The following is a 21,964-nucleotide window of genomic DNA, read 5'->3' as shown; positions in this document are numbered from 1 at the left end:
TCAAGGGCTTGCGTGATACTTCTCATGCAGGCCCTTCGTTTTTTTGTTCCGCAATTTTTAACTAGTTCCGCAATCGGTCACTTTGTTGGCGTGACCTTCATCCCCTTGCGCATCCTGATGTACTGCTCTGTCATGCCGATTGTGGTATGTCCGAGTTGGTCCCGCGCCTCCCTGATATTCCCCGTTGACTCTTCTTTGTCGGTGGCCGCCTTGGCCCGCAAATCGCGCATCTGAAAGTGCGCTTTATCGATGCCGGCATCTTCCCTCGCTTTATCAAACCTGGTGCGCAAGGTCCGCGGCGTCATCGGACTGCCGTCCTCCATGATGATCAGCTTGTTTGACTTAATAGCGCAGAGCTCCTTCCTGGCAGCGATGCGTTCGATAAGAGCTTTCAGCTCGCCCACCAGCTCGATGCGACGCTTGGCGCCGGTTTTCCCTTGCTGAACCCAAAGCTGTTTGTCCCGAATATGGCTTTGGTCCATCTTCAGCGTGTCGGCGATCCGCTGGCCTGTCAGGTAGAACAGATCCAGCGCATCGCGCAGAGGTTGCTCAGCGCATTCCCAAACCTGCAGCAGTAGATCGTCCTCGATGTATACGTCCCGCCCGGTCTCGCGGTTTCCCTTCACCCCTGAGCAAGGGTTGGCCAGCGATGTGTACCCCGTGGATCGATATCGCGGCCGCTTCCCGTGGCCTGGAGCGCGACGAATACCTGGCGCGCACCTTGGCCAAGGTCACCGCCTTCGCCAACGTCTCGGCCTACCTGACCGGCCGGCGCCAGGGTATCGACGATCAGCTCCGCGCGGCGACGACTGCTGAGGAACTGGCTGTCGTCGCCATCGACTACACCCTTCCGGGAGCCTAACCATGTCTGTGCAACTGGCCTTGCGTAAAGATGACGAGCGGATCGGCGCGCGGTTTATTCAGTGGTGGTCGGGCTCGCCGTACTCACATTGCGAATTGGTGGTGTCCGGGGTCTGCTACTCGAGTTCGATCATGGACAAAGGTGTCCGAGCAAAGGTGATCGAGCTGGAGCCGGAGAAGTGGGACGTGATCGATCTGCCGTGGGCGGATGCGGGCACCGTCTTGAAGTACTTCGCCAAGACGGACGGCTTCAGCTATGGCTGGTTTTCCATGATCTTCAGCCAGCTGTTCAACCGCAACCAAACGGACGGCGATTCGCAGTTCTGTTCCGAGTGGTGTGCAGCCGCAGTGGGTATTCCCAACCCCTCAATCCACAGCCCGAAAACTTTGGCCGATGCGTGCCGGTACATGGAGCGGTTTGACGTCGTGACGGCTTGAGCTGAGTCATGCCGATAGGCGGCGCCAAGCACTACGCTGTGCGTAGGTGACTCATGCTGCCCTTGTCTGCCATCACGCTGAAATAGTTCTATGCTCAAATAAAAATAATACGGTCGAGGAGTGAACCCATGCCTAGCATTTCAAAAGTGGCGATACAGATGATTTTTTTATTTGCGCTGGCGTGCGTATGGACAGTGTCTTCTGGCTGGAAGCAGCAGGTAATGGGCTCGTTCGAAATCAACCATGCCGATGAGGGGAGTTCTATCTTGAGCGCCAATGAACAGCTCGATACTTCGAGTAAAGTGGGCGCCCCTATTAAAACCAGCGGCACAGATATCGACCCGAGTACAACTGTAGCTGGATAGCAAAGCATTAGGGCGCGCCAAGCAATACACCACGACCCCGACACGCTCGGGGTTTTCTTCGTCTGGGGATCGATAAGACGAAGCCTAGGAGGGTGATGGTATCCACTTATTTTTGTGGACACTATTCTTGTATGCGTCTGGGCAATCCACCTTTCAGATAAGCGATAATCCGGCTCGGCATCACTGATCACCCGGGCACATAGCTCTGTGCCACCTAGCGGTATACCTTTTGTGTAGAATACGGCTCTGGGTGTCACCGCAAAAGGCGGTAGGGCAGGTTTAATTCAGCGCAGGTCGGGCCGCCAGCGCGGAGTTGTCGTGCCTATGAGCTTAGATCCGCCGCGTCTGGATAAAACCCATGACCATCGCAAGTCACCTTTCGCTCTAGCTTTTCCCTCTCGATTTTTCGCCGCTGAATCAGCAGGTGGCTTGATCCTGATGGCCTTTGCTCTGGCAGCGCTCGTCGTGGCGAATTCTCCTTGGTCAGCCGCTTACTTCTCGACACTGCAAATTAAAGTCTTGGGGCTCTCGATTGAGCATTGGGTCAACGATGGCCTGATGGCTGTCTTCTTCCTGTTAGTCGGCCTAGAGATCAAGCGTGAAATGCTGGCAGGCCAGTTATCGAACTGGAGTCAACGCTCTCTTCCAGGTTTCGCCGCGCTTGGCGGCATGCTGTTACCTGCCTTGATCTACATCGTCGTCAACTGGGGTAACGCGGAAACCATTGATGGATGGGCCATTCCCGCAGCAACTGATATCGCGTTTGCCTTAGGCGTGCTGTCGCTACTCGGCAAGCGTGTTCCCATCTCATTGAAAATCTTTCTGTCCGCACTGGCGATTCTTGATGACCTTGGGGCAGTGCTCATCATCGCCCTGTTTTACACCAGTGGTCTGTCCATCAGCATGCTGCTGGCTTCACTGGGGGTTGTTGTTTTTCTGATGGTACTCAACCGCTGCGGCGTGAAAAGACTCTTCCCCTACTTGGCAGCAGGCGGCCTGCTATGGTTCTTCATGCTTCAATCTGGTATCCATGCGACCTTGACTGGCGTCATCCTTGCCCTTTGCATTCCGCTGGGTGATCCGAACAACGAGCATAGGTCACCACTTCTTTACCTCGAAGAAAAAATGCATCCGTGGGTAGCGTTCGCGGTTGTGCCAATCTTCGGCTTTGCCAATGCAGGTGTATCCCTTGCTGGTATTTCGCCAAATAATCTGATCGATCCAGTACCACTTGGCGTTGCTTTGGGGCTATTGGTGGGCAAACAACTAGGGGTATTCGGTCTAGCTGCGTTGGCCATTCGCTTCGGCTTGGCAAAACTACCCGAAGGTTGTGGGTGGCTTCAGCTGTATGGAGTCGCACTGCTGTGCGGAATTGGATTCACGATGAGCCTCTTTATAGGGGCGCTGGCATTCCCAAATGCTCCGCATCTGGTAGATGAGGTAAAGGTCGGGGTGCTTTTGGGCTCCATCCTTTCCGCTATTTTTGGGGTTGTCGTTTTATTGAGGGCTAGACGCCAAAGGGCTTCCGCCTGATCTAACGCGAGCTAGGGGATCAATTATCCAAGAGAGGGTGCCGGACGGTTACCCTCCAATGCTAGCAGCGTGAGTAAAAAATCAAAGCTCCTGGCCCATTTATGACAGAAGAGCGGGGTGCGGATCCTGGCCAGACAATCGAATAGGGACGAGGAGTGACTGTGATGTCACACTGCTATATTTCCGTGCCGAAAAAAGCTGTCGAAACTCAAGGAGTGAGGATGCATCGATTTATTGTCATGGTGACTTCCGTGCTGCTGATCGCCGGATATGTCGTTGTCTGGCACGTTGCGCCTTCCGGTTTATTGTTCTCGCCTGGATGGGCGCCTTATATAGCCTCTTAAAAATATTGCGAAAAGACGCCCGCCGCTGTGCGGGCTTTTTTTCGTCTGGAGAAAAGCATGACCGTCACAGAGAAAAACCGCGACATCCTTGCGCGCACGCTGTGGGGCGAGGCCCGCGGGGAAGGGCTGGCCGGGCAGATCGCCGTCGCCTGGACGATCCGCAACCGGGTAAACGATGGCAAGGCCAAGTCCTGGTGGGGCGAGGGCTATGCCGGCGTGTGCCTGAAAGCCTGGCAGTTCAGCTGCTGGAACAAGAACGACCCAAACTATGCCTACCTCAGTGGGAGCAAGCCGATCCCGGCCGGGCAGTTCGCCCAGGCGCAGCGAGCTGCCGACTAGGTGATCGCCGGTACCGCACCAGATCCCACCGGTGGCGCGACTCACTACTACGCGACCACCATGCCGAAGGCTCCGGTCTGGACTGTGGGAGCGAAGCTGACGCTGAAGCTCGGGCACCACATCTTTTTCAGGGATGTGCCATGACAGCCTTCTGCAGATTGTCTCGATCGCTGGCCACTGGCGCCGAAGGAACCCTGTGGTTCGAGTGCCCTGGCTGCAAGATGCTGCATAGCATTCAGCATGGATCCGGCCCTGGCCCGCGGTGGGGCTGGAACGGGAACCTGGAAGCGCCGACGTTCACCCCTTCGATTCTGGTCCACTACAACTGGACCGTGAACCGCGTGGGAAAAAGAGAGCGTGTGTGTCATTCGTTCGTGACCGATGGGCGCATTCAGTTTTTGGGCGACTGCACTCATGCGCTGGCCGGCCAGACCGTCGACCTGCCTGATTGGGATGATGAGGCATGACGGCCTACATGAAGGCAGGGGCTATCCTGCTGCTGGTCGCGCTCGCCATCAGCGCACTGTTTGGCGCCTATCACCACGGCCTGTCGGTCAAGGATGCCGAGTGGCAGGAAGAGTGGAATGCTCGCGACACCTGGGACGCAGCCGCCGCACTGACCAACGAAGCCGCTGAGCGCGTCAAAGAACAAGCCCGCCAACAGTCAATCAACAAGGCGATTCAGGATGGCCAACAGATCATCGACCAAGCAACCACTGATGCTGATGCCGCTCGCGCTTCTGCTGGCAGCCTGCGGGACACCGCTGACGACCTTGCCCGTCGCCTCGCAGCCAGTCAAAGCGGCGGCCATTCCTGCACCACCGCCGCAAGCCAGGCAGCTACCCGCGCCGTCATGGTGTTTGCCGACGTGTTCAAGCGCGCTGACCAAAGAGCGGGAGACCTGGCGGCAGATGCTGATCAAGGCCGGGGTAGGGGGGTGACGTGTGAGCAGGCGTACCACGGACTTGGGATATAGGGATTGCGTTCGGTCGGCAGGACGCCGGAGGAGGGTGGTACAGCCACGAGGATGTGGACCAAGTGAAGTCCGTGCATAACGCCGGAGAACGCTTTAAAGGGCTCGCACTATTTTGAGTAATGGCAACTTGATATCACCTTGCCAGCATCTACTCTGATACAACCACAGACAGTGAGGTGACTCCCATGCATAAGGCTCTAGCGATTTTCCCGTCCTGCTTGCCGCTGGCTGTGCCAGCGTTTTCTCGGTAACGAGTGCCGGCTAGGAGCAATAGGGGCTCGAGGTGCTGGAAGCAAAGCCGTGAAGGTTCTCGCCCACTTCCGCCGAACAAGCTGATGAGCACCTCTTCGATGACATAATTCAAAACATGGAGTGTTTATGTTTGACTGGATTCGCAACATTCGCGTCAGCGCAAAACTTGCCTTGGGCTTTGGCCTAGTGTTGGGCTTAACGTCTTTGATTGCTATCACGGGCTGGATAGCGATCAACGCTCTCACCGACCGTAGCGATAAATTAGCGAGTATTTCTAGTGTCGGTGATCTGACAAGAGACCTACGAATTAATCGTCTGACAATTGAGCTACACCCAGATGGCGCAGCTGGGAAATCGGTAATCGTTGTTCTCAACGAACTCGATAAAGTCTTGGAAATCGCTCGAAATCAGCTGGTAGAGCTTGGTGATATCGCGCTGGTTGAACAACAGCGATCTGCCGCGCGCGACTATCGCGATGCTTTTAGCGATATGGCTAGTGAAAAGAGCATGAGTAAGGACGGAGCTATTTCGACTCAGGTACTTGCGCGCTTGCAAAAACAGGGTGATGTCCTGCTTGAGGCAGGTGATCAGCTGATGTCTTCGCAAATCGCCAAGCGCAATGCGGACTCGTCTCGAGCAAAATCCATGCTCGGTATCGTTACGGCGCTGGCTCTGCTGTTAGGCACTATTGCTGCCTGGTCCATCACCCGGCAGATCGTTATACCGTTGCAGCAGGCTCTTAAGGATGTTGATCGTATTGCCGCCGGTGACCTTAGTCAGGATGTTGACGTGGGGCGCAGCGATGAGCTGGGTAAACTGCAGGCGAGCATGCAGCAAATGACCATTAGCTTGCGTGAGCTGATTGGCGGTCTTGGCGCTAGTATCACTCAGATAGCCAGCGCCGCTGAAGAATTGTCGGCGGTGACCGAGCAAACCAGCGTCGGCGTCCACAGTCAGAAGGTCGAGACCGATCAGGTAGCTACCGCTATGAATGAGATGGCCGCAACCGTGCAGGAGGTCGCGCGTAATGCCGAAGAAGCCTCAGTAGCTGCTGTTGCTGCGGATCAGCAAGCCCGCGAAGGAGACCAGGTGGTCTGTGAGGCGATTGCTCAGATCGACCGTTTGGCTGCCGAAATCGGCAACTCCACTGAAGCCATGAACCACCTGAAAGATGAAAGTGACAAAATCGGGGGTGTGCTCGATGTGATCAAATCGGTCGCGCAACAAACTAATCTATTGGCCCTCAACGCGGCTATTGAAGCTGCTCGCGCCGGCGAGGCAGGTCGTGGTTTCGCCGTGGTCGCCGATGAAGTCCGCAACTTGGCCCTGCGTACTCAGAAATCTACTGAAGAAATCGAAGGCTTAATTGTCGGCCTGCAAAACGGTACTCAACAAGTGTCCGAGGCGATGGAAAATAGCCGCACCCTGACGGACAGTAGCGTTGAGTTGACACGTCGCGCCGGGGCATCACTGACAAGTATTACTCGCACAGTGTCGACCATCCAATTGATGAACCAGCAGATTGCGACCGCCGCCGAACAGCAGAGCGCAGTTGCTGAGGAAATCAATCGCAGCGTGCTAAACGTACGCGATATTTCTGAGCAAACTGCCGGCGCCAGTGATGAAACGGCCGCCTCTAGCGTAGAGCTGGCTCGCTTGGGCAACGAGCTTCAAGTCATGGTCAGCCGCTTTCGAATGTAAAGCGCCCCTGATCGTGCGCCAGAAACCTAACCATTCCTTCCAGGCGCCGGCTTATGGCTGCGCCTGTCATTCGTTATGAGTGCCTGCAAAGGGTCGTTTACTGTCCTTTCAGGGCAAGCACTGACGCTGAAGATCGGCAGGACGCCAGGGAAGGCGTGCGACCCTGCCTGTACTCCCTGATTAAATAGTCGGCAACGGAGGCTGGCATGGGAGATCTTGACGAGAAGATAGCTGCAGGGGAGCCGCTAATGCAGCAGGCCCTGCAGGCGTTGCGCCGGTACAACGACGCAAGAGGCGTTAAGCCGGCCGAGGAGATCGAACGCCTGCGCCTCGAAGCGGAAGCACTCATGACGGCGATGTCGGAGTATGTATCTCGGTCGCTGGTCGGTCCGGATCGGATACTTCATTGAGGTGCTTTTTTGAACTGCTCCCATCCTGGCTGGTCAACCTCGAGAGGGCTCATAGACAGGATGGTAGTGTGGAAGACGTAGTGTTGGGGCCAAAAACGAAGCTGGAAGCTGACCGGTTGCTGGCGCAGATCGGGTGGGCTGATTCCATGATTGTCGCGGTGAAGGCCGGTGTGCGAGCCGAGGGCTTTGTGCTGGGGCTTGAGGCGGCTGGCGCGCTGAGGGCTGGTGATGCCGAGAACCTCTATGTGGTGTTCGAGTCGGCGCTTGAGGAACGATTGAAGATTCTGGCTTCCTGAGTGCCGGCAATCATTTCACCCAAGCTCTGGTCTTCCTCGCTATCCCTACCCCTATCCCTATCCTTACTCATCGAATCCACCATTTCCTTTCAAGTTTTCAGCTAACCCTTCCAATCACGCCCGTCTTGAATCCCGGCGTGCCATTAGGATGGCATCATGAGGTACGCATTGTCGTTGCGCTGCTCATATCGAATGACGGCTTCTGGCCAGACAGCGACGGTCTAGCATCGACCGTCGCAGAGGGTGATCAGACTTCCGTCTGTTCCGCTATTTCCAGGGCGTCATCGACCTCGATTCCCAGGTATCTGACGGTGCTTTCAAGTTTTGTATGACCAAGCAGGAGTTGGACAGCTCTCAGGTTCTTCGTCCTACGATAGATCAACGATGCCTTCGTTCGCCGTAGCGTGTGAGTACCGTACATGGTTGGGTCAAGGCCAATGGCTGTCACCCACGCTTTGACTATTCGAGCGTATTGCCTGGTGGAGAGATGATCTGAACCATGCAACCGGGTCGGAAACAAGAAGTCCTCACCATAGAGGTGGGCCTGATGCATCCAAGCCTCCAGAACCGTTCGGGTTTGCTCAGTGATTTCAAATTGCACTGGGTGCTGAGTTTTCTGCTGCATCACGATGGCCCGTGACGACATAAGTTCTCCATGGGCTATATCTCGTCCTCGCAGCTTGGTTAAGTCACAGGCACGCAGCTTACTGTCGATAACCAAGTTGAAGAGAGCCAGATCCCGTGTCTTCTCCGCGAGTTGAAGTCTGACCCGGATGGCCCAGATATCTCTGACTCGGAGCGGGGCTTTCTGCCCGACAAGCTTTCCCTTGTTCCAAGGTTGATGGCTGTATGTAGCAGTAGTGTTCATGGCTTGTCCTCCACGTTGAGGGAGGACAAGGGTGGATCAGGCACCGTGCGTGGTGGTCGCGATCCCGACCCAAAGCGGACAGAGCTGTCCATCAGGCGGTGTCGAGAGTCTTCGGAGGCTGCTTGCTGTGGCAGCTCATACAGCGGCTTCCGAGGATTAATGTTGAAAGCCTACCGGCTAGGTTGATGCCGAAGACTGAATGAAGCTTAACCGCCTTGCGGTACCACTCGGGCATCATTACCTGAGCCTTGGATATATACGTTCATGCCTTTACCCAAGGAGGGATTGATCGGCTGGGTAACCGATACCAGCACGCCACTTTTGACCCTCACGATGATCTGTTGCGCTTCTACCGGTTGGTCGTACTTTTTCTTTTCTACGTAATTACCACCTACCGCACCGGCGAGCGCACCGGCAACCATGGCGACATCGCGTCCCGTGCCCTTGCCGATCAGGCTGCCGATACCGAGACCGCCAAGGCCTCCGAGTACGGCACCGACGCCACTGTCGTGATTAGTCTGCATCTGCGTCAGCGATATCTGCTCGATCTTCCCGGAGCGAATCTCGGTTTCACCAGCACCGCCATCGGTCGATCCCACAGCGGAGCAGGCACTGATCAACACAGTCGCCAACGTGAGGGTCATCCAGGACAGAATAGCTTTCATGCTGTGTACCTCTTTATTGGTAGTTGATTACTGGTACTTGATGGCAATGCCTTTGAGCTTGCGCCCCTGGATTGTTTCTATGTCACGGCTCCATCGTGGGCCGGACACGTAGGCCGCTACGGGCTGGATATGGTCGTAAACCACGACGACTGCGTCTGCGCCAAGCTTGGCGCCTTCTTCACGCAGTTTCTGTTCGACCTGGGTGATGGGGGGCGCCGGGTCGACACTGGCATCGATCAGGATTTCACCCAACCGCACATGGGCGCGCGTCGGCTCTGTGCGTAACACCTGGACTTCGCTGGGCAGCGTCGGCGCAGGATGCTCGACCCCGACGTAAGCGGTCGTCTGGGCATCGACCGTCGCGCAGGCACCTAGCGCTAGCACACTGGCGATGAGCGCGGCGGTGAGTAACGGCCTCAGCAATCTTGAAAATAGAAACGAACAAGCCCACATAGCAGCGGTCCTCTTTTGAGGTTTATTCAACCGACAACCTGGGTTGGCGGTTGAGACGGAGCTCAACTGCGGATGAACGCCCAGAGATCAGCATTCAATTTATCGATTGCGGCTTTGAAGTCCTGCGTGGTGATTGTCTGGCTCTCGTTCGACAGTTGGGTGCCAAACACCTTGCGTACCACTTTGGCCACGGTCTGATTGGTCTTCGCGTCGATGAACTCGGCTTCGATGAACAGATTAGTGTCCTGATCACGGTGACCGGTCGCGGCTTGCGTCGCCCCGACCACGGCCGCGATCGGCACTACTTCCTACCACTTCATGCCTTCGTTGGAAGCACTCACCCCGGTGATCGCTGCGCGAAGGATCAGGGGTTTTGACCCGGCTGGTACGGCGGTCGTATTGGACACTACCCGATATTTCTGACCCAGCACGCCTTTGGCTTTGCTGGTCATGTAGTTCTGCAACTCATTCAGCGTCTGCTGGTTGACCCGTTCGTTGGGTTTGGGCGCCGGATAGAGTTCCAGCTTGTTGAACACCACCGTGTCATAGGCATTTGCGTTCCACGACGGACTCACCCAGCGCATGGCCTTCTCGCCACTGGTGGTCGTTACTTCTTCCAGGTTCTTGTAGTTGGGCAGGAAGCCTGAATATTGGTCCTGTTCAGTGATTTTCGAGGTACAACCGCCAAGCAACAGACCGGCCAGTGTGGCGCCGACGAGCAATTTTCGGGGCAAGTTCATAGTGGTTGGTGCTCCTTGGTTGAAGTTTCTATTTCGTAGGCTGGACATCAGAATCGCCATGTCATGTTTCCGGTCAAGGCTTGAATCCAGGCGTTGTCGAACTGGCCGGAAGTTCGATTTCCCGACAGGGACTTGGTCTGGTCCACTGGCATTTCGCCGAGCCAAATCATGGCCCAGCTGACGTTGACATCAGTATCCTTGTTCACAGCGTAGGTGGCTCCCGTCGCAATGCGCCAGGATTCGCCCATCGGCACGGTGAAGGTGCGATTGCTGTCCGAAACGGCGCTGCTGTCGTAAGCCACGCCGACATTCCACAGCAGTTGTTCGGTGGCCTGGTATTGCGCGCCAAGGGAGAGATGCCAGGTGTCTTTGAAGCCAGCGTCGACTGTTCTCGATTGCGATCCGAACGCCGTGGTATCGACCTCTACGGCGATGTCACCGAACTCCGACCAGTCCTGCCAGTTGACCGACGCCAGTAACGCCCATTGCCGGTCGAGTTGCTGGAACAGACTCAGGGTCACGGTTTGCGGCACCGTTATATCGAGCTGGGTGTTGGTGCCGTTGACTCGCTCCAGCAACCGGCCATCGCCCTTGACGTCCAGCCCGTCTTCGAATTCCAGGTCGACCTTGCTGGTGTAGGTCAGGCCAATGCGAGTTCCGGTTTGCGGGACGTAAATCACCCCGACGTTCGCGCCAAAACCCCAATCCTGGTCTTTGTACTTGAACTGGCCGTCGCTGCGGTCAGTGAAGCCGAAAGGCGAGCGGTCGATGGCAGTCTGCGCTTCCAGCATGCCGTACATGGCTCTCACGCCCAGGCCGACCGACCATTGCTCATTGAAGCGGTAAGCCACGCTGGGTACCAGGGACACACCGAGGAGGCTGGCGTTCTGCGCGAAGTAGCGCCCGGACCAGTCGTTGTCGTAATTGACCGCCAGCCCGAAGTCGCCGTACTGGCCGAAGCCGACACTCCAGTGGTCATCCAGTTCATGGCTGATGAAGAAGCTGCCGCCGGGAATCGGGTCCAGCGCATTGCCACTACCGCTGCCCGTGCCGTTGGTATCGGAATCGCGGTCGAAGGTCAGGTCGCCATAAAGCACCTGTAAACCACCGGTGATTTGCGTGCCCGGCAGATAGCTCATGCCCGCCGGATTACTGGCGATGGTCGATGGGCCCTGGGCGCGGGCGGCTGCACCGGCATTGGCTAGGCCGGCGTTATCGGTGCCGATTTCGTAGAGCATGATACCGCCGGCCCAGGCTTGCTGGCAGCACAGCGCGAGGAGTGTAAAGGCGGGCAGGGCAGTGGTTCTGGTTGGCATGGTTAACCTCGGTACTATCCATTTTCGAATTAGCGTAGCGGGTCATCAACCCATGAGCCTGCAAGCAGGCCCGCGCTACTGGGTTGATAGCCCGAAAGATGGCGCGGAGGGCTGGGGATTTCGGGTAGCATTTACGCTGTTGTTTCCCAAGTGATTCCAACCCCGCTTCTCCATCTCCACACAGTCCATTACTTCGCCACGATCGTGACTCGTGAAATTGTGTAAAGAACCGCCAAAGCCCATGCCTCAGTGGCGATATAGAGGCGCTGGTTTCAAGGTGCCGCACTATCAAAAGGGTAGATTTTGCGCCACTCCTTGGCCATATCCACCACCGTCCAGTTCTGCGCCCGGGCTTCATCCAGGGCTTTGTCCAGCTTGCCGATCTTCGACTCCCGGTCATAGGCCCATTCACGCTGTGCATCGGTATGATGCACGAGGCCCATGAAGCGCTTGCCGTCGCCCGAAGCGGTCCACTGCAACATTTGCTGATCGCCATCGGAGTTACCAAAAGCGAGGATCGGTCGACGGCCTATCACGCCTTCAATACTGACGGGTTTGCCTGGGCCATCGTCGTAATGGGCGAGCTTGGGCAGGCGCATGATCACCGGCTTGCCCGCGTTATATTGATACTCACCGGTGAACGTGGTGCCGATTACCTGCTCCGGTGGAACGCCATACACTTCCTCCGTCCAGGCGCGCATGAACTCCACTTCGCCTCCAGACACGATGTAGGTTTTGAATCCATTGGCGCGCAAATAGGCGAGCAGTTCGAGCATCGGCTGATAAATCATCTCGGTGTACGGCTTATGGGTTTTGGGATGAACGGCCTTGGCCAACCATGCCCGGACATTGGCCAAAAAGGCTTGAGTACTGATCTCGGTATGGGTGGCATCGATGATCTTCATCAGCCCCTCCATACCGCTGCTTGCCAAGGTTTTGTGGTCGTTGTCCAGCACTGCCTTGAATGGCTGCTGCTGTTGCCATTCTGGATGCTGTGGCGCCAGGCGCTTGACCTCCTCAAGGGCGAACATCATTTGAAAATACAGGGGCTGTTCGCTCCACAACGTTCCGTCGTTATCGAACACTGCAATGCGTTCTGCCGGCGGCACAAAGTCTTTGGAACTCTCAGTCGTCACTGCCTGGACGAATTCTACAATGGCGTGTCTGGAAGTGCCCTCTTGCCAGGAGGGTAAGGGTTCGGCTGCTTGCAGCAGCAGCGGCCACAACAGGATAAGCCAAAGCCAACGCATTGACGGACGAACCAACGAGATGTCGTTCATAGATTTACTCCCCTTAAAAATCGGGCGAGAAGTTGGACCATTAAATATTCACGGCCTTGCTGGTCACGAGTGGTGGATACCCGCCCACCTCAAATTGCGAAGTGGCGACCTCTGATGAGACCGCCTTTTTTCGGCTGATCAGTTGCCGGCTGGCATCGGCAGGTTAATGCCTTCTTTTTTCAGGACATCACGCACGTATTGGAATTTCTGGTACTGCGACAGCTCGATCGGCCCGTCATAACCCATGCTTTGCAATTTGCGCGGTGGGTAATCGACGTAGGTTTTCATCAGCTTCATGATCGCGCCCGTGATCGGCACCATTGTCCAGGTACGCTCGGTAAAGTTGTTCATGAAGAGGTCATAGCGCTCTTGCGGGTCTTGCCACAAGTCAAAGACTTGCGGCACGGTGGCCACGTATTTTTCTGCGCCTTTCCATCCCAGGTTGGTGTCCACGGCCAGACCACCGGTTTGCGCGCCATCATCGCCCCGCAGGTTGAACACGGCCTTATAGTTTCCAACACGGGCCGCACCCGGGGACAATTCGTTTTCGGTAAAGTAGAACCACTCTTTGCGCGGAGAAGGGCCACTGCCGGTGAGCACGGGCGTCATGTCGTAACTGTCGAAGATGATCGGCTGACCCTCGCGATCTTTCTCGGGCAGCTTCACGCCAGCAACAGAGGCGAACGTCGCCATCAAATCCAGGCCACCGAGAATCTCGTGATTTTTCGTGTCCGCCTTGATCTTGTCTGGCCAGACGGCAATTGCCGGTACCCGGTTACCGCCTTCACGGACGGTGCCCTTGGTCCCGCGGAACGGCGTATAGCCCGCATCCGGATAAACATCCTGCCAAGCCCCGTTGTCAGTGGTGTAAACCACCAGGGTGTTCTTATCCAGGCCGAGTGCCTTGAGTTTGTCCATGATGCGACCGATGTGGGTGTCGAGTTCGACCACCGAGTCGGCGTACTTGGACTTGGACATGGACTTATGAATGAACTCCGGTGCCGGCATGTTCGGCTGGTGGACTTTCATGAAATTGACGTTGATGAAAAATGGCTTGTCCGATTTGGCCGCTGTGTCGAGAAACTCCAGTGCGGCTTTCTCGACATAGTTGTCAAAGAATGGAATGCCGACCACGCCGGGTTTGCCATTTACGACAGGCGTGTCCACGTACTGGCCATTGACCTTGAATTCTTCGACCGGTTTTTCGCCCGCCTTGCCGGACAAAGCGCCCTTGGTCACGCTTTGAAACATCGCGCGGGTCTCCGGGTCCATGTCCGGGAACCACTCTGGGTCCGCATAGGTGTAGGCATTGAGGTGGTAAAGACCGACGTATTTCATCACGTCATAACCTTGCGCATTGGGAAGCGCATAATCAGCTTCGCCCAAATGCCATTTGCCAGTGAAGTAGGTATCGTACCCACCGGTTTTCAACATCGATGCCAGCGTCCACTCAGCTGCCGGCAAGCCACCGCCCTGGCCCTGGAATGCCACGGTGGTCATGCCGCTACGATTGGGGATCCGACCGGTTTGCATGGCCGCCCGACCAGGCGTGCAGCTTGGCTGGGCATAAAAAGAGTAAAAAGTGACCCCTTCTGCCGCCAGCTCATCGATGCTGGGCGTGGGCATGCCTCGACCGATCCCACCTCCATAGGGGCCGAGGTCGCCATAGCCAGTATCGTCGGAGACGATAAACAGAATATTGGTCTTTTCCGTTTGAGCCGCGTGGGCAAGTCCGTTCAATGACAAAAGTGCAGCAAACACTATAGATAGCCTGAAACGATCCGATAGCTGTTCCATACCAGGAATCCTCGTTGTTTCATGGTGTTAGCAACCAGGTGATGAGTGCACATCAACATTGTCCCTTGGTGCATTGACCACCGAGTCATTAGCCTAAGGTACTGCGTACAGAATCACTTCCCCTTACTGCATGACCATGCACGGGTTAAGGCGCAGGAAAGAGTCTAGTGCGGTTTTGTCAAGTGAGCGTGGCGATTGTAATGTTTTCGCTGGTGTATGTAACGCCAGGATTACAAACTGTATGTGCACCCATCATCAATACGATAAACAGCAAGGCAATCGCCAGATATGGTGCTTCTCGATTCACATATAATCAGGGCCATTCATCGAGTCGCTTGCGCGATATCGCCGCAGAAAATATCGACGTTGCCATCCTCGGGTGAGGTACGCACGACAACGGAGTACTTGCCGGAGAGCAGGTCTGACATGGGCATCGGCGCGCTTCTGTAAAAGGTCCAGCCACCGGTACCCGCATTGGGTTCAGTGTTGACCTTGTCGTTCATTGCGTAGGCGTCTGGTCCGGGTTGCTGGCAGCTGCCTTTATTGATGAACGTGAATAAACGCGGGGGTAAGATAGTCCCGGTTGGAACCCCGCTAATGTAGAAGTCAAAGTTGGTCTGATTGCCCGCGCCGGTCAACGTGGTATTGGCAATTCGACCCGGATTTTTGTGGGTCGCTGCCAAAGGAAAGTTCATTGATTGGTTTGATGAGTTGGTGCAGCCAAAGAGACTCGCGGTGATCAATAGCGTTGCCATGGGGATACAGGGTTTCATTGCCAACCTCCAATAATGGAAGAAGTGCGGTGGGGGACTATTGGGTATAGCTTATTAACACGGCGTTGCGCATCCTTAATGATGACGCTGTAACCCTTCTTGGTCGCTAAGGCATCGATTTCCTTTCGATGAAATGGTGGCACTGACTTGTATCACTGCTTGGTGGACAATGAGCGAGTCCAGTTCAGTATGAGTTCTGCCCAGTATCACCAGAACATCGACTCACTGATTGGCTCAATCAGCTCCGACCCAAGATTTCGCACATTACCCACCGCCCGATCAACCTTAAACCACTCGAAAGCCTCGGCCGACTCGCCCTAGAGAAGTACCATTTGTTCAGCGCGCTCCTTCGGTGTAGCGGGGGCCAGCCATTCCCGGGCCAGTTCCGGTGACAACGCCACTGGACGACGGTCGTGGATGTCGACCATGCCGCCGACGCTGTATGACTCGATCCCGATTAGCTGGCCTGGCATGCGAGGCTGCTTGCTGACTGCACAGGGCACACAGGGTAATGGCGGGCAGGGCGGATGTTTTTATCTGCATGGGGTCACCTCAGCAAATGTCCGTCATGAACGCGGGTGGCGAGCGCTGGCCACCCGCGAATTCAACTGCTTACTTGCCCATGGCCGCCCGGGCCGCTTCGATCTTGGCTTTGACTGCTTCGAGGTTGAAGCTCGCGCCTTTTTGCATGGGCGGGAACTCAACCGCGGTTTCAGCCAGTTTGACCACCTGCTGCTGCACAAACACAAATCGCCAGAACTGGAATTTGAACCACTCGAAATACTCCAACGAGCCATTGGCCGCCATGTTTTCCGGCCATCCGGCGCGTTCGAACGGGTCGAGACGCAGGTTGGTCAGGATCGGCATGTCCAGCGTGGTTTTTGCCCCTAGCCAGCCACCAGGCTGGTCAATGAAGCGGTACTTGAAGTCATCGATACGGATTGCGCCCAGCGTGCTTTCGCCGAAGTAGAAGATCTCATGGCGGTTCGACGGACCTTTGCCAGTGATCATTGGTGTTTGGTCATAGCCGTCCAGGTGCACTTTGTAAGTGGTATCGCCCAGTTGTTTACCCTTGAGCAGTTCGGCGCTGATGTTCGGGTTGCCGGCCGCCGCGACGAAGGTCGGGAACCAGTCCATTCCGGACATGATGCCATTGGCCACCGTGTTTGCCGGTACTTTGCCCGGCCAACGAACGATCGCCGGCACCCGGAAACCACCTTCCATTACCGTTCCTTTACCCATGGCAAACGGCGTGGTGCCGCCATCCGGCCAGGTGAAGTTTTCCGCGCCATTGTCAGTGGTGAACAACACAATGGTGTTGTCATCCATGCCGTCTTTTTTCAGCTTGGCCATCACGTCGCCGACGATGTCGTCGAGCTGCGCCATGCCGGCTTCCTGCTCCGACCAGCCATTTTGCGCGTTGCGCATGGCTTCGTACTTGTCGGACAGGTGCGTGACGATGTGCATGCGGGTCGGATTGAGCCACAGGAAGAACGGTTTGTTGTCCTGCTTGGCCTTGTCGATGAAGGTGAAAGCTTTGTCGCGAATCTCGTCGTCGACGGTTTTCATCCGCTCCGGATAGAGCGTTCCGGCGTCTTCGATTTTCTGTTTGCCGACCTTGCCCCAGCGGGGCATCACGGTCGTATCGTCAGTCGTCGTGGCCCAGCTGTGAACCATATTCCGCGGGCCGACGGTGGGTAGAAGATCTTGCGGATAATTGGGGTGCGCCGGATCTTCCATGGCGTCGAGGTGATAGAGATAACCGAAGAACTCGTCGAAACCATGCACGGTCGGCAGGAATTCGTTCAAGTCGCCCAAGTGGTTCTTGCCGAACTGACCGGTGGCGTAACCCATGGACTTGAGTGTGGTGGCGATGGTGACCGCTTCGGCGGGAATACCAATGGGAGAGCCGGCCTGCCCGACAGTGGTCATCCCGGTACGGATCGGCAGTTCGCCGGTAATGAAGTTGGCCCGCCCTGCGGTGCAACTGGCCTCGGCGTAGTAGTCGGTGAAACGCATGCCTTCAGCCGCGAGCTGGTCGAGGTTGGGGGTTCGACCGGCCATCATGCCCTGGTTGTAGACACCGATGTTGGACCAGCCAATATCGTCACCCATGATGACCACAATGTTGGGGACTGTTTTGTCGGCTGCTTGAGAGAGGCCGGGGAAAACCATTGCAGACAACAGTACTGATACAACGAACGCCGTTGATAACTTTGTCCGGTTCATGTCGAGCTCCTGCGCACTTGCGTGAGTACCCTGAGACGAGCCCCCGACCGTCCTTAAAAATTGGATCCCCCGCGAAGAGCGTAGGTACAAACTGTAAAATATCCAGTAATTGATGTTCTTATGTAAGCCGTTGTTTCATGGGGTTTACAGCCTGCTCGGCTTTTCAGATGGTGAGTAACATCTCATCCAGATAAGGTCCGCGCGTGTCTAGATTTTGAAATTCCTAGAGTGGCATTGCATTTGAAGAGCTGTGGCGATGGCCGTCTCTAACTGATCCAGCGTGTAAGGCTTATGCAGACAAATCGTCGAGGGCGGGATCACCTGCTCATCGATGAGATAACCAGAGGTGCGTGCGCAAAACCACCGCTGCAGGCCACGGTTTACCGTTTGCATAAGCGCAAAAAAGCGTATGGTTTTCCACCCGGTATAGGATATGTATCCTTTATAAAACAATAGGTTAGGTGTGTTTAGCCCCCAGCATGGGGTGCAACTGCTCTGGCGGGACGGCGGGATGATGTTTTCTAGAGAATATCGCAGCGTGCGCTATGCCGATTATGCATAATAATGAAATATTCCGGAGCTGGGTCAGGCTGCGAATTCGTTGGATTTTTCGTTCCGCAATTATTTTGAGGGTCTTGCAAACAAAGGCTCACATGGAAGCAGAAAAGCAAATATTGCGGAACGCGAACACCAGTCAGAGCCTTCTATTTCCTCGGTTTGTCGGAGGACTTAAAATCCCCCGCTCGTAAGGGCGTGCCGGTTCGATTCCGGCTTCGGGCACCATCTAAAATCAAGGGTTTGCGAGCGAAAGCTAACGCAAACCCTTGTTCGTTTCTGGTCCGCAAAAGTAGAGTCATCTGCCAAGGTAAAAATAACTCGATGACCCCAAGCAACCCGACTGGGAGGCAATCGAACGCGCCTACCGGACTGGATTGCTCTGCGTTAATTGACGCGCAAGCTCGACGGCTGCGGTGATAGCTGCTCTGGCTTGAGGGCTGTTCTTCCAGCACGTCGAACCTAATGCTGCGGATGCTTGGGCCAAGATGTCACCAACATCCGATTTTCTGAGTTCAGTCAGCGATTCGATGCCCATCTGCTCTAACCGAGTAATGACGGTAGGGCCTACACCCTTGAGCGCGAGCAACGCGGTTCTTTCTTCCAATGAGAATGGCATCCGTAAATTCCTTTTTTAAATAGTCCGTGGAAGTGTGCCCGACGCGAGAGGGGGCCTCAATAGACCGGTGTCATCGTTTTTCCAGCGGTCGCAATGGTGGCCACTTGCCTTTATCTGGGCGGGCATGTATTAAGTGCGAATTGTCGACAGTTCGGCTCGCCCTCTCGACGTTCCCTGATTTTTTTGACAAGTATGGGAAAGCAGGGTTGGGCCCCTAATTTATAAAGCAGGCAGGCCTCCCTTGATTCCAATGAATAGCGCACCCAAGTTCGCAACATTGTCGACCACCACCCAAGTCTCCGTTTACAGCCAACCGAATCTCAACGGTTCGGATGCCATACCGGGTGTTGGAACTGAAAACGCCAACCTGGCCAGCATCATTCAGTCGGTCATCAATAAGGGCGGCCACTATAACCTTGATACGTCCATCAAGAGCTTTGCTGATCCGGATTTCGCCACCAAGCTGGCCGCCAGCGGGTTTTTCTTCATGACCGACATGGAGGCTGGTAATCCTTCCAGTCTCACATTCCTGCCGGCAGATGCCAAAGCCGCCCTCGAGAATTGGGTGAGCAAAGGCGGCGTGATCATGATGACAGGCACGAGTGGTTCCCCAGACACCGTCTTCCTGAATTCAGTTTTCGGCTGGGATCTGACCAGCCAGAGCGGTAGCAGTTGGTCGCTCAACATGGCCAATGCATCAGGTACGCCTTTTGCCGGAGGACCGGCCACGTTGGGCAATACGGATGCGACTGACTCTATCGGCAGGGGCACTGTCTCCAACTTCAAGGCCATTTACGGCAAGGACGACAACGCCGTGGTTGCGGTGATTACTCATGGCGCCGGCAGTGTCATTGTCCTCGGCTTCGATTACTACGGTGCCGGCATCGCCGGCACTGGATTCCAGACTGCAGCGCCCCAGTATTTGCAAGATGTGACGACTGGCTCAAGCAGCACGAACGCTTGGGTCACCGACATCATCCCGCGTGCTATGCAGTACTCAACTCAACTGTCATCCGGCTATACCCTCAATCAGGGCAGTACCGGCCTGCAATCGACCAACAAACTGGCGATTTCCGATGCCGACCGCGACATCGTCACCGTTACCGCAACGGCACTGACGATCGAGCAGAAAGACAGCAGCGGCGTGGTAGTGACCTCCAACAGCCGACAGCCGACCAACAGCGATATGCTGGCGATGATCAGCCTGTCGCCGACGCCAGCGCTCGATGGTACGCAAACCCAGGGAAGCCTGACCTGGTCGTTCAATTCGGGCAGCGAAACCTTCAAGTACCTCAAAGCCGGCGAGCAACTGGTCCTGAGCTACACCCTCAATGCCGATGACGGAAACGGCGGCAGCAACCAGACCATCCTGCAGCTGGTCATCAACGGCAGTAATGACTTGCCGACGATTCAGGGCGTGCCGGGTTCGCGTCAGGTCATTACCGCGGGTAGCACGGCGGCCCTGGATAACTTTACCGTGCGGGACGTCGACACCACCGATCTGACGGTTAGCCTCACTGCCGTCAACGGGCAGATTGGTGGCCTCAACGGCTGGACCCACACGGGCAGTGTCTGGTCCAGGATTGCCACTGCCGATGTACTTAACGCGGATTTGGCGGGCGCCACATTCGTCGCGACTAAAGAGGGCAAAGCCAGTATCAAGGTCAGTGTTGCCGACGAAACCAACACGGCGGTCAATACGCTGTACGAACTGACGGTTAACAAGGCGCCAGAGGCTTCCTCGGCAGTCTCGATCGACGGTGTCGCGGTTTCTACCTCGGGTACCGGGTTGCCCGGCGGCGGTCTGGGCCAGCAAATCAACATTCCCGTGGTCAGCGACGGTCGCGTCGAGCAAACCGGGGCTGCCGGGGTTGCCGACATTCCGTTGGCGCAGAACGGCAACACGACGCTGCTTTCCGCTCAGCTACCGATCGGTTTCGGCCTTAAAGCGCAGGGTGGCGCCAATAGCACAGCCGGTAACTCTCTGGCGTCCCTGATCGAGTCCATCAAGGCCGTCAGCGCTGGCAACAACAGCCACGATCAGGCGCACTTGACCGGTAACGGCTTGGCGTTTCTCACCGGTCTGGTGGGCGATGCGGCGCTGATGGTGCAAACCCTCACGCCGGTGACCGCCAGCGGCAGTGCGCCGACGGCCCCTTTGGTGATCAATGGTTCAGCCGATGCTAGCCAGCACACGGCCCTGGTCATCGATGCCAGTTCTTTGCCGGCCGGCAGCGCGCTGCAACTGAACCATGTTGACTTTGCCTCGGTTGTGGGCGCAGTGAAGGTGATTGGCAATCAGTCCGGGCAACTGCTCAGTGGTGATGCCGCGAACCAGACATTCGTCCTGACGGGTAATAGCCACAGCCAGGTTTACGCTGGTGGCGGCAATGACACGATCGAAGTCCACGCCGCTGCGGCTTCCGGCGGCACAGCGGGCCAGCTCAACCTGATTCATGGCGGTACGAATGCCGACACCCTGGTGTTCAGCGGCGCGCGTTCCGACTATGTCATCAAGCAAAAAGACGGTCACACGCTGGTGACGCGGGTCGATGATCCATCGCAACAGACCCGCTTGATCAACGTCGAAACCCTTCAGTTTGGCGACGGCAACGTCAGCGTCGAGTCACGTTCAGAACTGAGCGTACTCGCCGGTCTTTATCAGAACATTCTGGGTCGTCAGGCCGACGTCAGCGGTTTTGAGTACTGGGGGCAACAACAAAGCAGCGGCATCCAGAACCTGGGCCAGATCGCCTTGAACATGATCGCTTCTACGGAAAACACAGCCCATGGCAATGTCATCACCAATGACATCGGCAACAATGTTGAAGTGCTGTACCACGCCATCTTCAATCGCAACGCCGAAGCCGCTGGCAAGGCGTATTGGATCACGCAGATTCAAGACCATGGCATGAGCCTGAAGGATGTGGCGAGCGCGTTCGTTGCCGCCATCGAAATGAGCGCAAACGTACAATCGGCAGCGCAGTGGGATTTCATCGTTTAATCAAAAGCCAGGTTCAGAAGAAAGGTCTCGAAAGAGGCCTTTTTACTGAAGGGAGCAGGTCTGAATTGGGCGCCGCAAATCCTCGGTTATGAGGTCAGCGTAGCAGCGGGAGTTTGAGGTCGGTAGAACGCCGTAGAAGGGGAACTACTG

Annotated in this window: 19 protein-coding genes and 5 pseudogenes; 12 read left to right on the top strand and 12 right to left on the bottom strand. The window is 56.0% G+C overall.

Annotated features, from left to right (window positions below; all coding sequences use genetic code 11):
* Positions 1 to 77: 77 nt before the first annotated feature.
* Positions 78 to 668: pseudogene (locus F8N85_RS22815) on the bottom strand (tyrosine-type recombinase/integrase); the annotation flags it as partial.
* Here F8N85_RS22815 and F8N85_RS22810 point away from each other — a divergent pair.
* The 10 genes and pseudogenes from F8N85_RS22810 to F8N85_RS22765 all read left to right on the top strand — a co-directional run bounded on the left by F8N85_RS22810 (position 650) and on the right by F8N85_RS22765 (position 7,515).
* Positions 650 to 862, top strand: coding sequence for a hypothetical protein (locus F8N85_RS22810; RefSeq protein WP_150805776.1), 213 nt, complete (start codon positions 650 to 652; stop codon positions 860 to 862). The pseudogene F8N85_RS22815 and the gene F8N85_RS22810 sit on opposite strands and share 19 nt — an antisense overlap.
* Positions 863 to 864: 2 nt before the next feature.
* The gene (locus F8N85_RS22805; protein WP_150805775.1) at positions 865 to 1,299 is read left to right on the top strand and encodes a hypothetical protein; all 435 of its coding nucleotides are present in this window, start codon (positions 865 to 867) and stop codon (positions 1,297 to 1,299) included.
* Between the two features lie 128 nt (positions 1,300 to 1,427).
* The gene (locus F8N85_RS22800) at positions 1,428 to 1,664 is read left to right on the top strand and encodes a hypothetical protein (protein WP_150805774.1); all 237 of its coding nucleotides are present in this window, start codon (positions 1,428 to 1,430) and stop codon (positions 1,662 to 1,664) included.
* A 324-nt stretch (positions 1,665 to 1,988) separates the two neighbouring features.
* Positions 1,989 to 3,197, top strand: coding sequence for a Na+/H+ antiporter NhaA (gene nhaA, locus F8N85_RS22795; protein WP_150805773.1), 1,209 nt, complete (start codon positions 1,989 to 1,991; stop codon positions 3,195 to 3,197).
* A 401-nt stretch (positions 3,198 to 3,598) separates the two neighbouring features.
* Positions 3,599 to 4,024: pseudogene (locus F8N85_RS22790) on the top strand (cell wall hydrolase).
* Positions 4,021 to 4,347 carry a DUF6527 family protein gene (locus F8N85_RS22785; RefSeq protein WP_150805772.1) on the top strand — a complete coding sequence of 109 codons (327 nt, stop codon included), beginning with the start codon at positions 4,021 to 4,023 and terminating at the stop codon, positions 4,345 to 4,347. The pseudogene F8N85_RS22790 and the gene F8N85_RS22785 overlap by 4 nt, the downstream one beginning before the upstream one ends.
* Positions 4,344 to 4,856 (top strand): DUF2514 family protein, encoded by a 513-nt coding sequence (locus F8N85_RS22780; RefSeq protein ID WP_150805771.1) that lies wholly within the window; start codon positions 4,344 to 4,346, stop codon positions 4,854 to 4,856. The genes F8N85_RS22785 and F8N85_RS22780 overlap by 4 nt, the downstream gene beginning before the upstream one ends.
* A 378-nt stretch (positions 4,857 to 5,234) precedes the next feature.
* Entirely contained in the window at positions 5,235 to 6,809 is a 1,575-nt protein-coding gene (locus tag F8N85_RS22775; RefSeq protein ID WP_150805770.1) for a methyl-accepting chemotaxis protein, read from the top strand.
* A gap of 206 nt (positions 6,810 to 7,015) precedes the next feature.
* Positions 7,016 to 7,219, top strand: coding sequence for a hypothetical protein (locus F8N85_RS22770; protein ID WP_150805769.1), 204 nt, complete (start codon positions 7,016 to 7,018; stop codon positions 7,217 to 7,219).
* A gap of 68 nt (positions 7,220 to 7,287) precedes the next feature.
* A complete protein-coding gene (locus F8N85_RS22765) occupies positions 7,288 to 7,515 on the top strand; it encodes a hypothetical protein (RefSeq protein ID WP_150805768.1) in 228 nt (75 codons plus the stop codon).
* A 247-nt stretch (positions 7,516 to 7,762) separates the two neighbouring features.
* Here the strand turns inward: F8N85_RS22765 and F8N85_RS22760 are convergent, their stop codons facing one another.
* The 5 genes and pseudogenes from F8N85_RS22760 to F8N85_RS22740 form a co-directional block, all read right to left on the bottom strand.
* The gene (locus F8N85_RS22760) at positions 7,763 to 8,383 is read right to left on the bottom strand and encodes a tyrosine-type recombinase/integrase (protein ID WP_150805767.1); all 621 of its coding nucleotides are present in this window, start codon (positions 8,381 to 8,383) and stop codon (positions 7,763 to 7,765) included.
* A gap of 206 nt (positions 8,384 to 8,589) precedes the next feature.
* A complete protein-coding gene (locus F8N85_RS22755; RefSeq protein WP_150805766.1) occupies positions 8,590 to 9,048 on the bottom strand; it encodes a glycine zipper 2TM domain-containing protein in 459 nt (152 codons plus the stop codon).
* Between the two features lie 27 nt (positions 9,049 to 9,075).
* The gene (locus F8N85_RS22750; RefSeq protein ID WP_150805765.1) at positions 9,076 to 9,501 is read right to left on the bottom strand and encodes a hypothetical protein; all 426 of its coding nucleotides are present in this window, start codon (positions 9,499 to 9,501) and stop codon (positions 9,076 to 9,078) included.
* Between the two features lie 62 nt (positions 9,502 to 9,563).
* A pseudogene (locus F8N85_RS22745) lies at positions 9,564 to 10,241 on the bottom strand (DUF3313 domain-containing protein).
* A 47-nt stretch (positions 10,242 to 10,288) separates the two neighbouring features.
* Positions 10,289 to 11,557 carry an OmpP1/FadL family transporter gene (locus tag F8N85_RS22740; protein ID WP_150805764.1) on the bottom strand — a complete coding sequence of 423 codons (1,269 nt, stop codon included), beginning with the start codon at positions 11,555 to 11,557 and terminating at the stop codon, positions 10,289 to 10,291.
* 40 nt (positions 11,558 to 11,597) lie between these two features.
* Here F8N85_RS22740 and F8N85_RS35855 point away from each other — a divergent pair.
* Positions 11,598 to 11,711: pseudogene (locus F8N85_RS35855) on the top strand (transporter); the annotation flags it as partial.
* Positions 11,712 to 11,829: 118 nt separating this feature from the next.
* Here the strand turns inward: F8N85_RS35855 and F8N85_RS22735 are convergent.
* The 6 genes and pseudogenes from F8N85_RS22735 to F8N85_RS22710 all read right to left on the bottom strand — a co-directional run bounded on the left by F8N85_RS22735 (position 11,830) and on the right by F8N85_RS22710 (position 18,810).
* Positions 11,830 to 12,837 carry an HAD family hydrolase gene (locus F8N85_RS22735; RefSeq protein WP_150805763.1) on the bottom strand — a complete coding sequence of 336 codons (1,008 nt, stop codon included), beginning with the start codon at positions 12,835 to 12,837 and terminating at the stop codon, positions 11,830 to 11,832.
* A gap of 138 nt (positions 12,838 to 12,975) precedes the next feature.
* On the bottom strand, positions 12,976 to 14,634 hold the full coding sequence (locus F8N85_RS22730) for an arylsulfatase (protein WP_150805762.1): 1,659 nt from the start codon (positions 14,632 to 14,634) through the stop codon (positions 12,976 to 12,978).
* A 323-nt stretch (positions 14,635 to 14,957) separates the two neighbouring features.
* Entirely contained in the window at positions 14,958 to 15,407 is a 450-nt protein-coding gene (locus F8N85_RS22725; RefSeq protein ID WP_150805761.1) for a hypothetical protein, read from the bottom strand.
* 206 nt (positions 15,408 to 15,613) lie between these two features.
* Positions 15,614 to 15,850, bottom strand: a pseudogene (locus F8N85_RS22720) (SOS response-associated peptidase family protein); the annotation flags it as partial.
* A 169-nt stretch (positions 15,851 to 16,019) separates the two neighbouring features.
* Positions 16,020 to 17,636, bottom strand: coding sequence for an arylsulfatase (locus F8N85_RS22715; protein ID WP_150805760.1), 1,617 nt, complete (start codon positions 17,634 to 17,636; stop codon positions 16,020 to 16,022).
* A 919-nt stretch (positions 17,637 to 18,555) separates the two neighbouring features.
* Positions 18,556 to 18,810, bottom strand: a complete 255-nt coding sequence (locus F8N85_RS22710; protein WP_150805759.1) for a helix-hairpin-helix domain-containing protein — start codon at positions 18,808 to 18,810, stop codon at positions 18,556 to 18,558.
* Between the two features lie 250 nt (positions 18,811 to 19,060).
* On the opposite strand from F8N85_RS22710, the gene F8N85_RS22705 reads away from it, so the two are divergent.
* Positions 19,061 to 21,814 (top strand): DUF4214 domain-containing protein, encoded by a 2,754-nt coding sequence (locus F8N85_RS22705; protein WP_150805758.1) that lies wholly within the window; start codon positions 19,061 to 19,063, stop codon positions 21,812 to 21,814.
* Positions 21,815 to 21,964 lie beyond the last annotated feature (150 nt).

Source organism: Pseudomonas fluorescens (genome assembly GCF_902497875.1).
Taxonomy (GTDB): Bacteria; Pseudomonadota; Gammaproteobacteria; order Pseudomonadales; family Pseudomonadaceae; genus Aquipseudomonas; species Aquipseudomonas fluorescens_BR.
The sequence above is the reverse complement of the archived record's forward strand: the minus strand, read 5'-3'. Positions and strand labels throughout refer to the sequence as shown.

Bases quoted from the DNA above. Each gene is read 5' to 3' on its own strand.
- F8N85_RS22810 (WP_150805776.1), top strand. From the start codon at position 650: ATGTGTACCCCGTGGATCGATATCGCGGCCGCTTCCCGTGGCCTGGAG.
- F8N85_RS22805 (WP_150805775.1), top strand. From the start codon at position 865: ATGTCTGTGCAACTGGCCTTGCGTAAAGATGACGAGCGGATCGGCGCG.
- F8N85_RS22800 (WP_150805774.1), top strand. From the start codon at position 1,428: ATGCCTAGCATTTCAAAAGTGGCGATACAGATGATTTTTTTATTTGCG.
- nhaA (WP_150805773.1), top strand. From the start codon at position 1,989: ATGAGCTTAGATCCGCCGCGTCTGGATAAAACCCATGACCATCGCAAG.
- F8N85_RS22785 (WP_150805772.1), top strand. From the start codon at position 4,021: ATGACAGCCTTCTGCAGATTGTCTCGATCGCTGGCCACTGGCGCCGAA.
- F8N85_RS22780 (WP_150805771.1), top strand. From the start codon at position 4,344: ATGACGGCCTACATGAAGGCAGGGGCTATCCTGCTGCTGGTCGCGCTC.
- F8N85_RS22775 (WP_150805770.1), top strand. From the start codon at position 5,235: ATGTTTGACTGGATTCGCAACATTCGCGTCAGCGCAAAACTTGCCTTG.
- F8N85_RS22770 (WP_150805769.1), top strand. From the start codon at position 7,016: ATGGGAGATCTTGACGAGAAGATAGCTGCAGGGGAGCCGCTAATGCAG.
- F8N85_RS22760 (WP_150805767.1), bottom strand. From the start codon at position 8,383: ATGAACACTACTGCTACATACAGCCATCAACCTTGGAACAAGGGAAAG.
- F8N85_RS22755 (WP_150805766.1), bottom strand. From the start codon at position 9,048: ATGAAAGCTATTCTGTCCTGGATGACCCTCACGTTGGCGACTGTGTTG.
- F8N85_RS22750 (WP_150805765.1), bottom strand. From the start codon at position 9,501: ATGTGGGCTTGTTCGTTTCTATTTTCAAGATTGCTGAGGCCGTTACTC.
- F8N85_RS22740 (WP_150805764.1), bottom strand. From the start codon at position 11,557: ATGCCAACCAGAACCACTGCCCTGCCCGCCTTTACACTCCTCGCGCTG.
- F8N85_RS22735 (WP_150805763.1), bottom strand. From the start codon at position 12,837: ATGAACGACATCTCGTTGGTTCGTCCGTCAATGCGTTGGCTTTGGCTT.
- F8N85_RS22730 (WP_150805762.1), bottom strand. From the start codon at position 14,634: ATGGAACAGCTATCGGATCGTTTCAGGCTATCTATAGTGTTTGCTGCA.
- F8N85_RS22725 (WP_150805761.1), bottom strand. From the start codon at position 15,407: ATGAAACCCTGTATCCCCATGGCAACGCTATTGATCACCGCGAGTCTC.
- F8N85_RS22715 (WP_150805760.1), bottom strand. From the start codon at position 17,636: ATGAACCGGACAAAGTTATCAACGGCGTTCGTTGTATCAGTACTGTTG.
- F8N85_RS22710 (WP_150805759.1), bottom strand. From the start codon at position 18,810: ATGCCATTCTCATTGGAAGAAAGAACCGCGTTGCTCGCGCTCAAGGGT.
- F8N85_RS22705 (WP_150805758.1), top strand. From the start codon at position 19,061: ATGAATAGCGCACCCAAGTTCGCAACATTGTCGACCACCACCCAAGTC.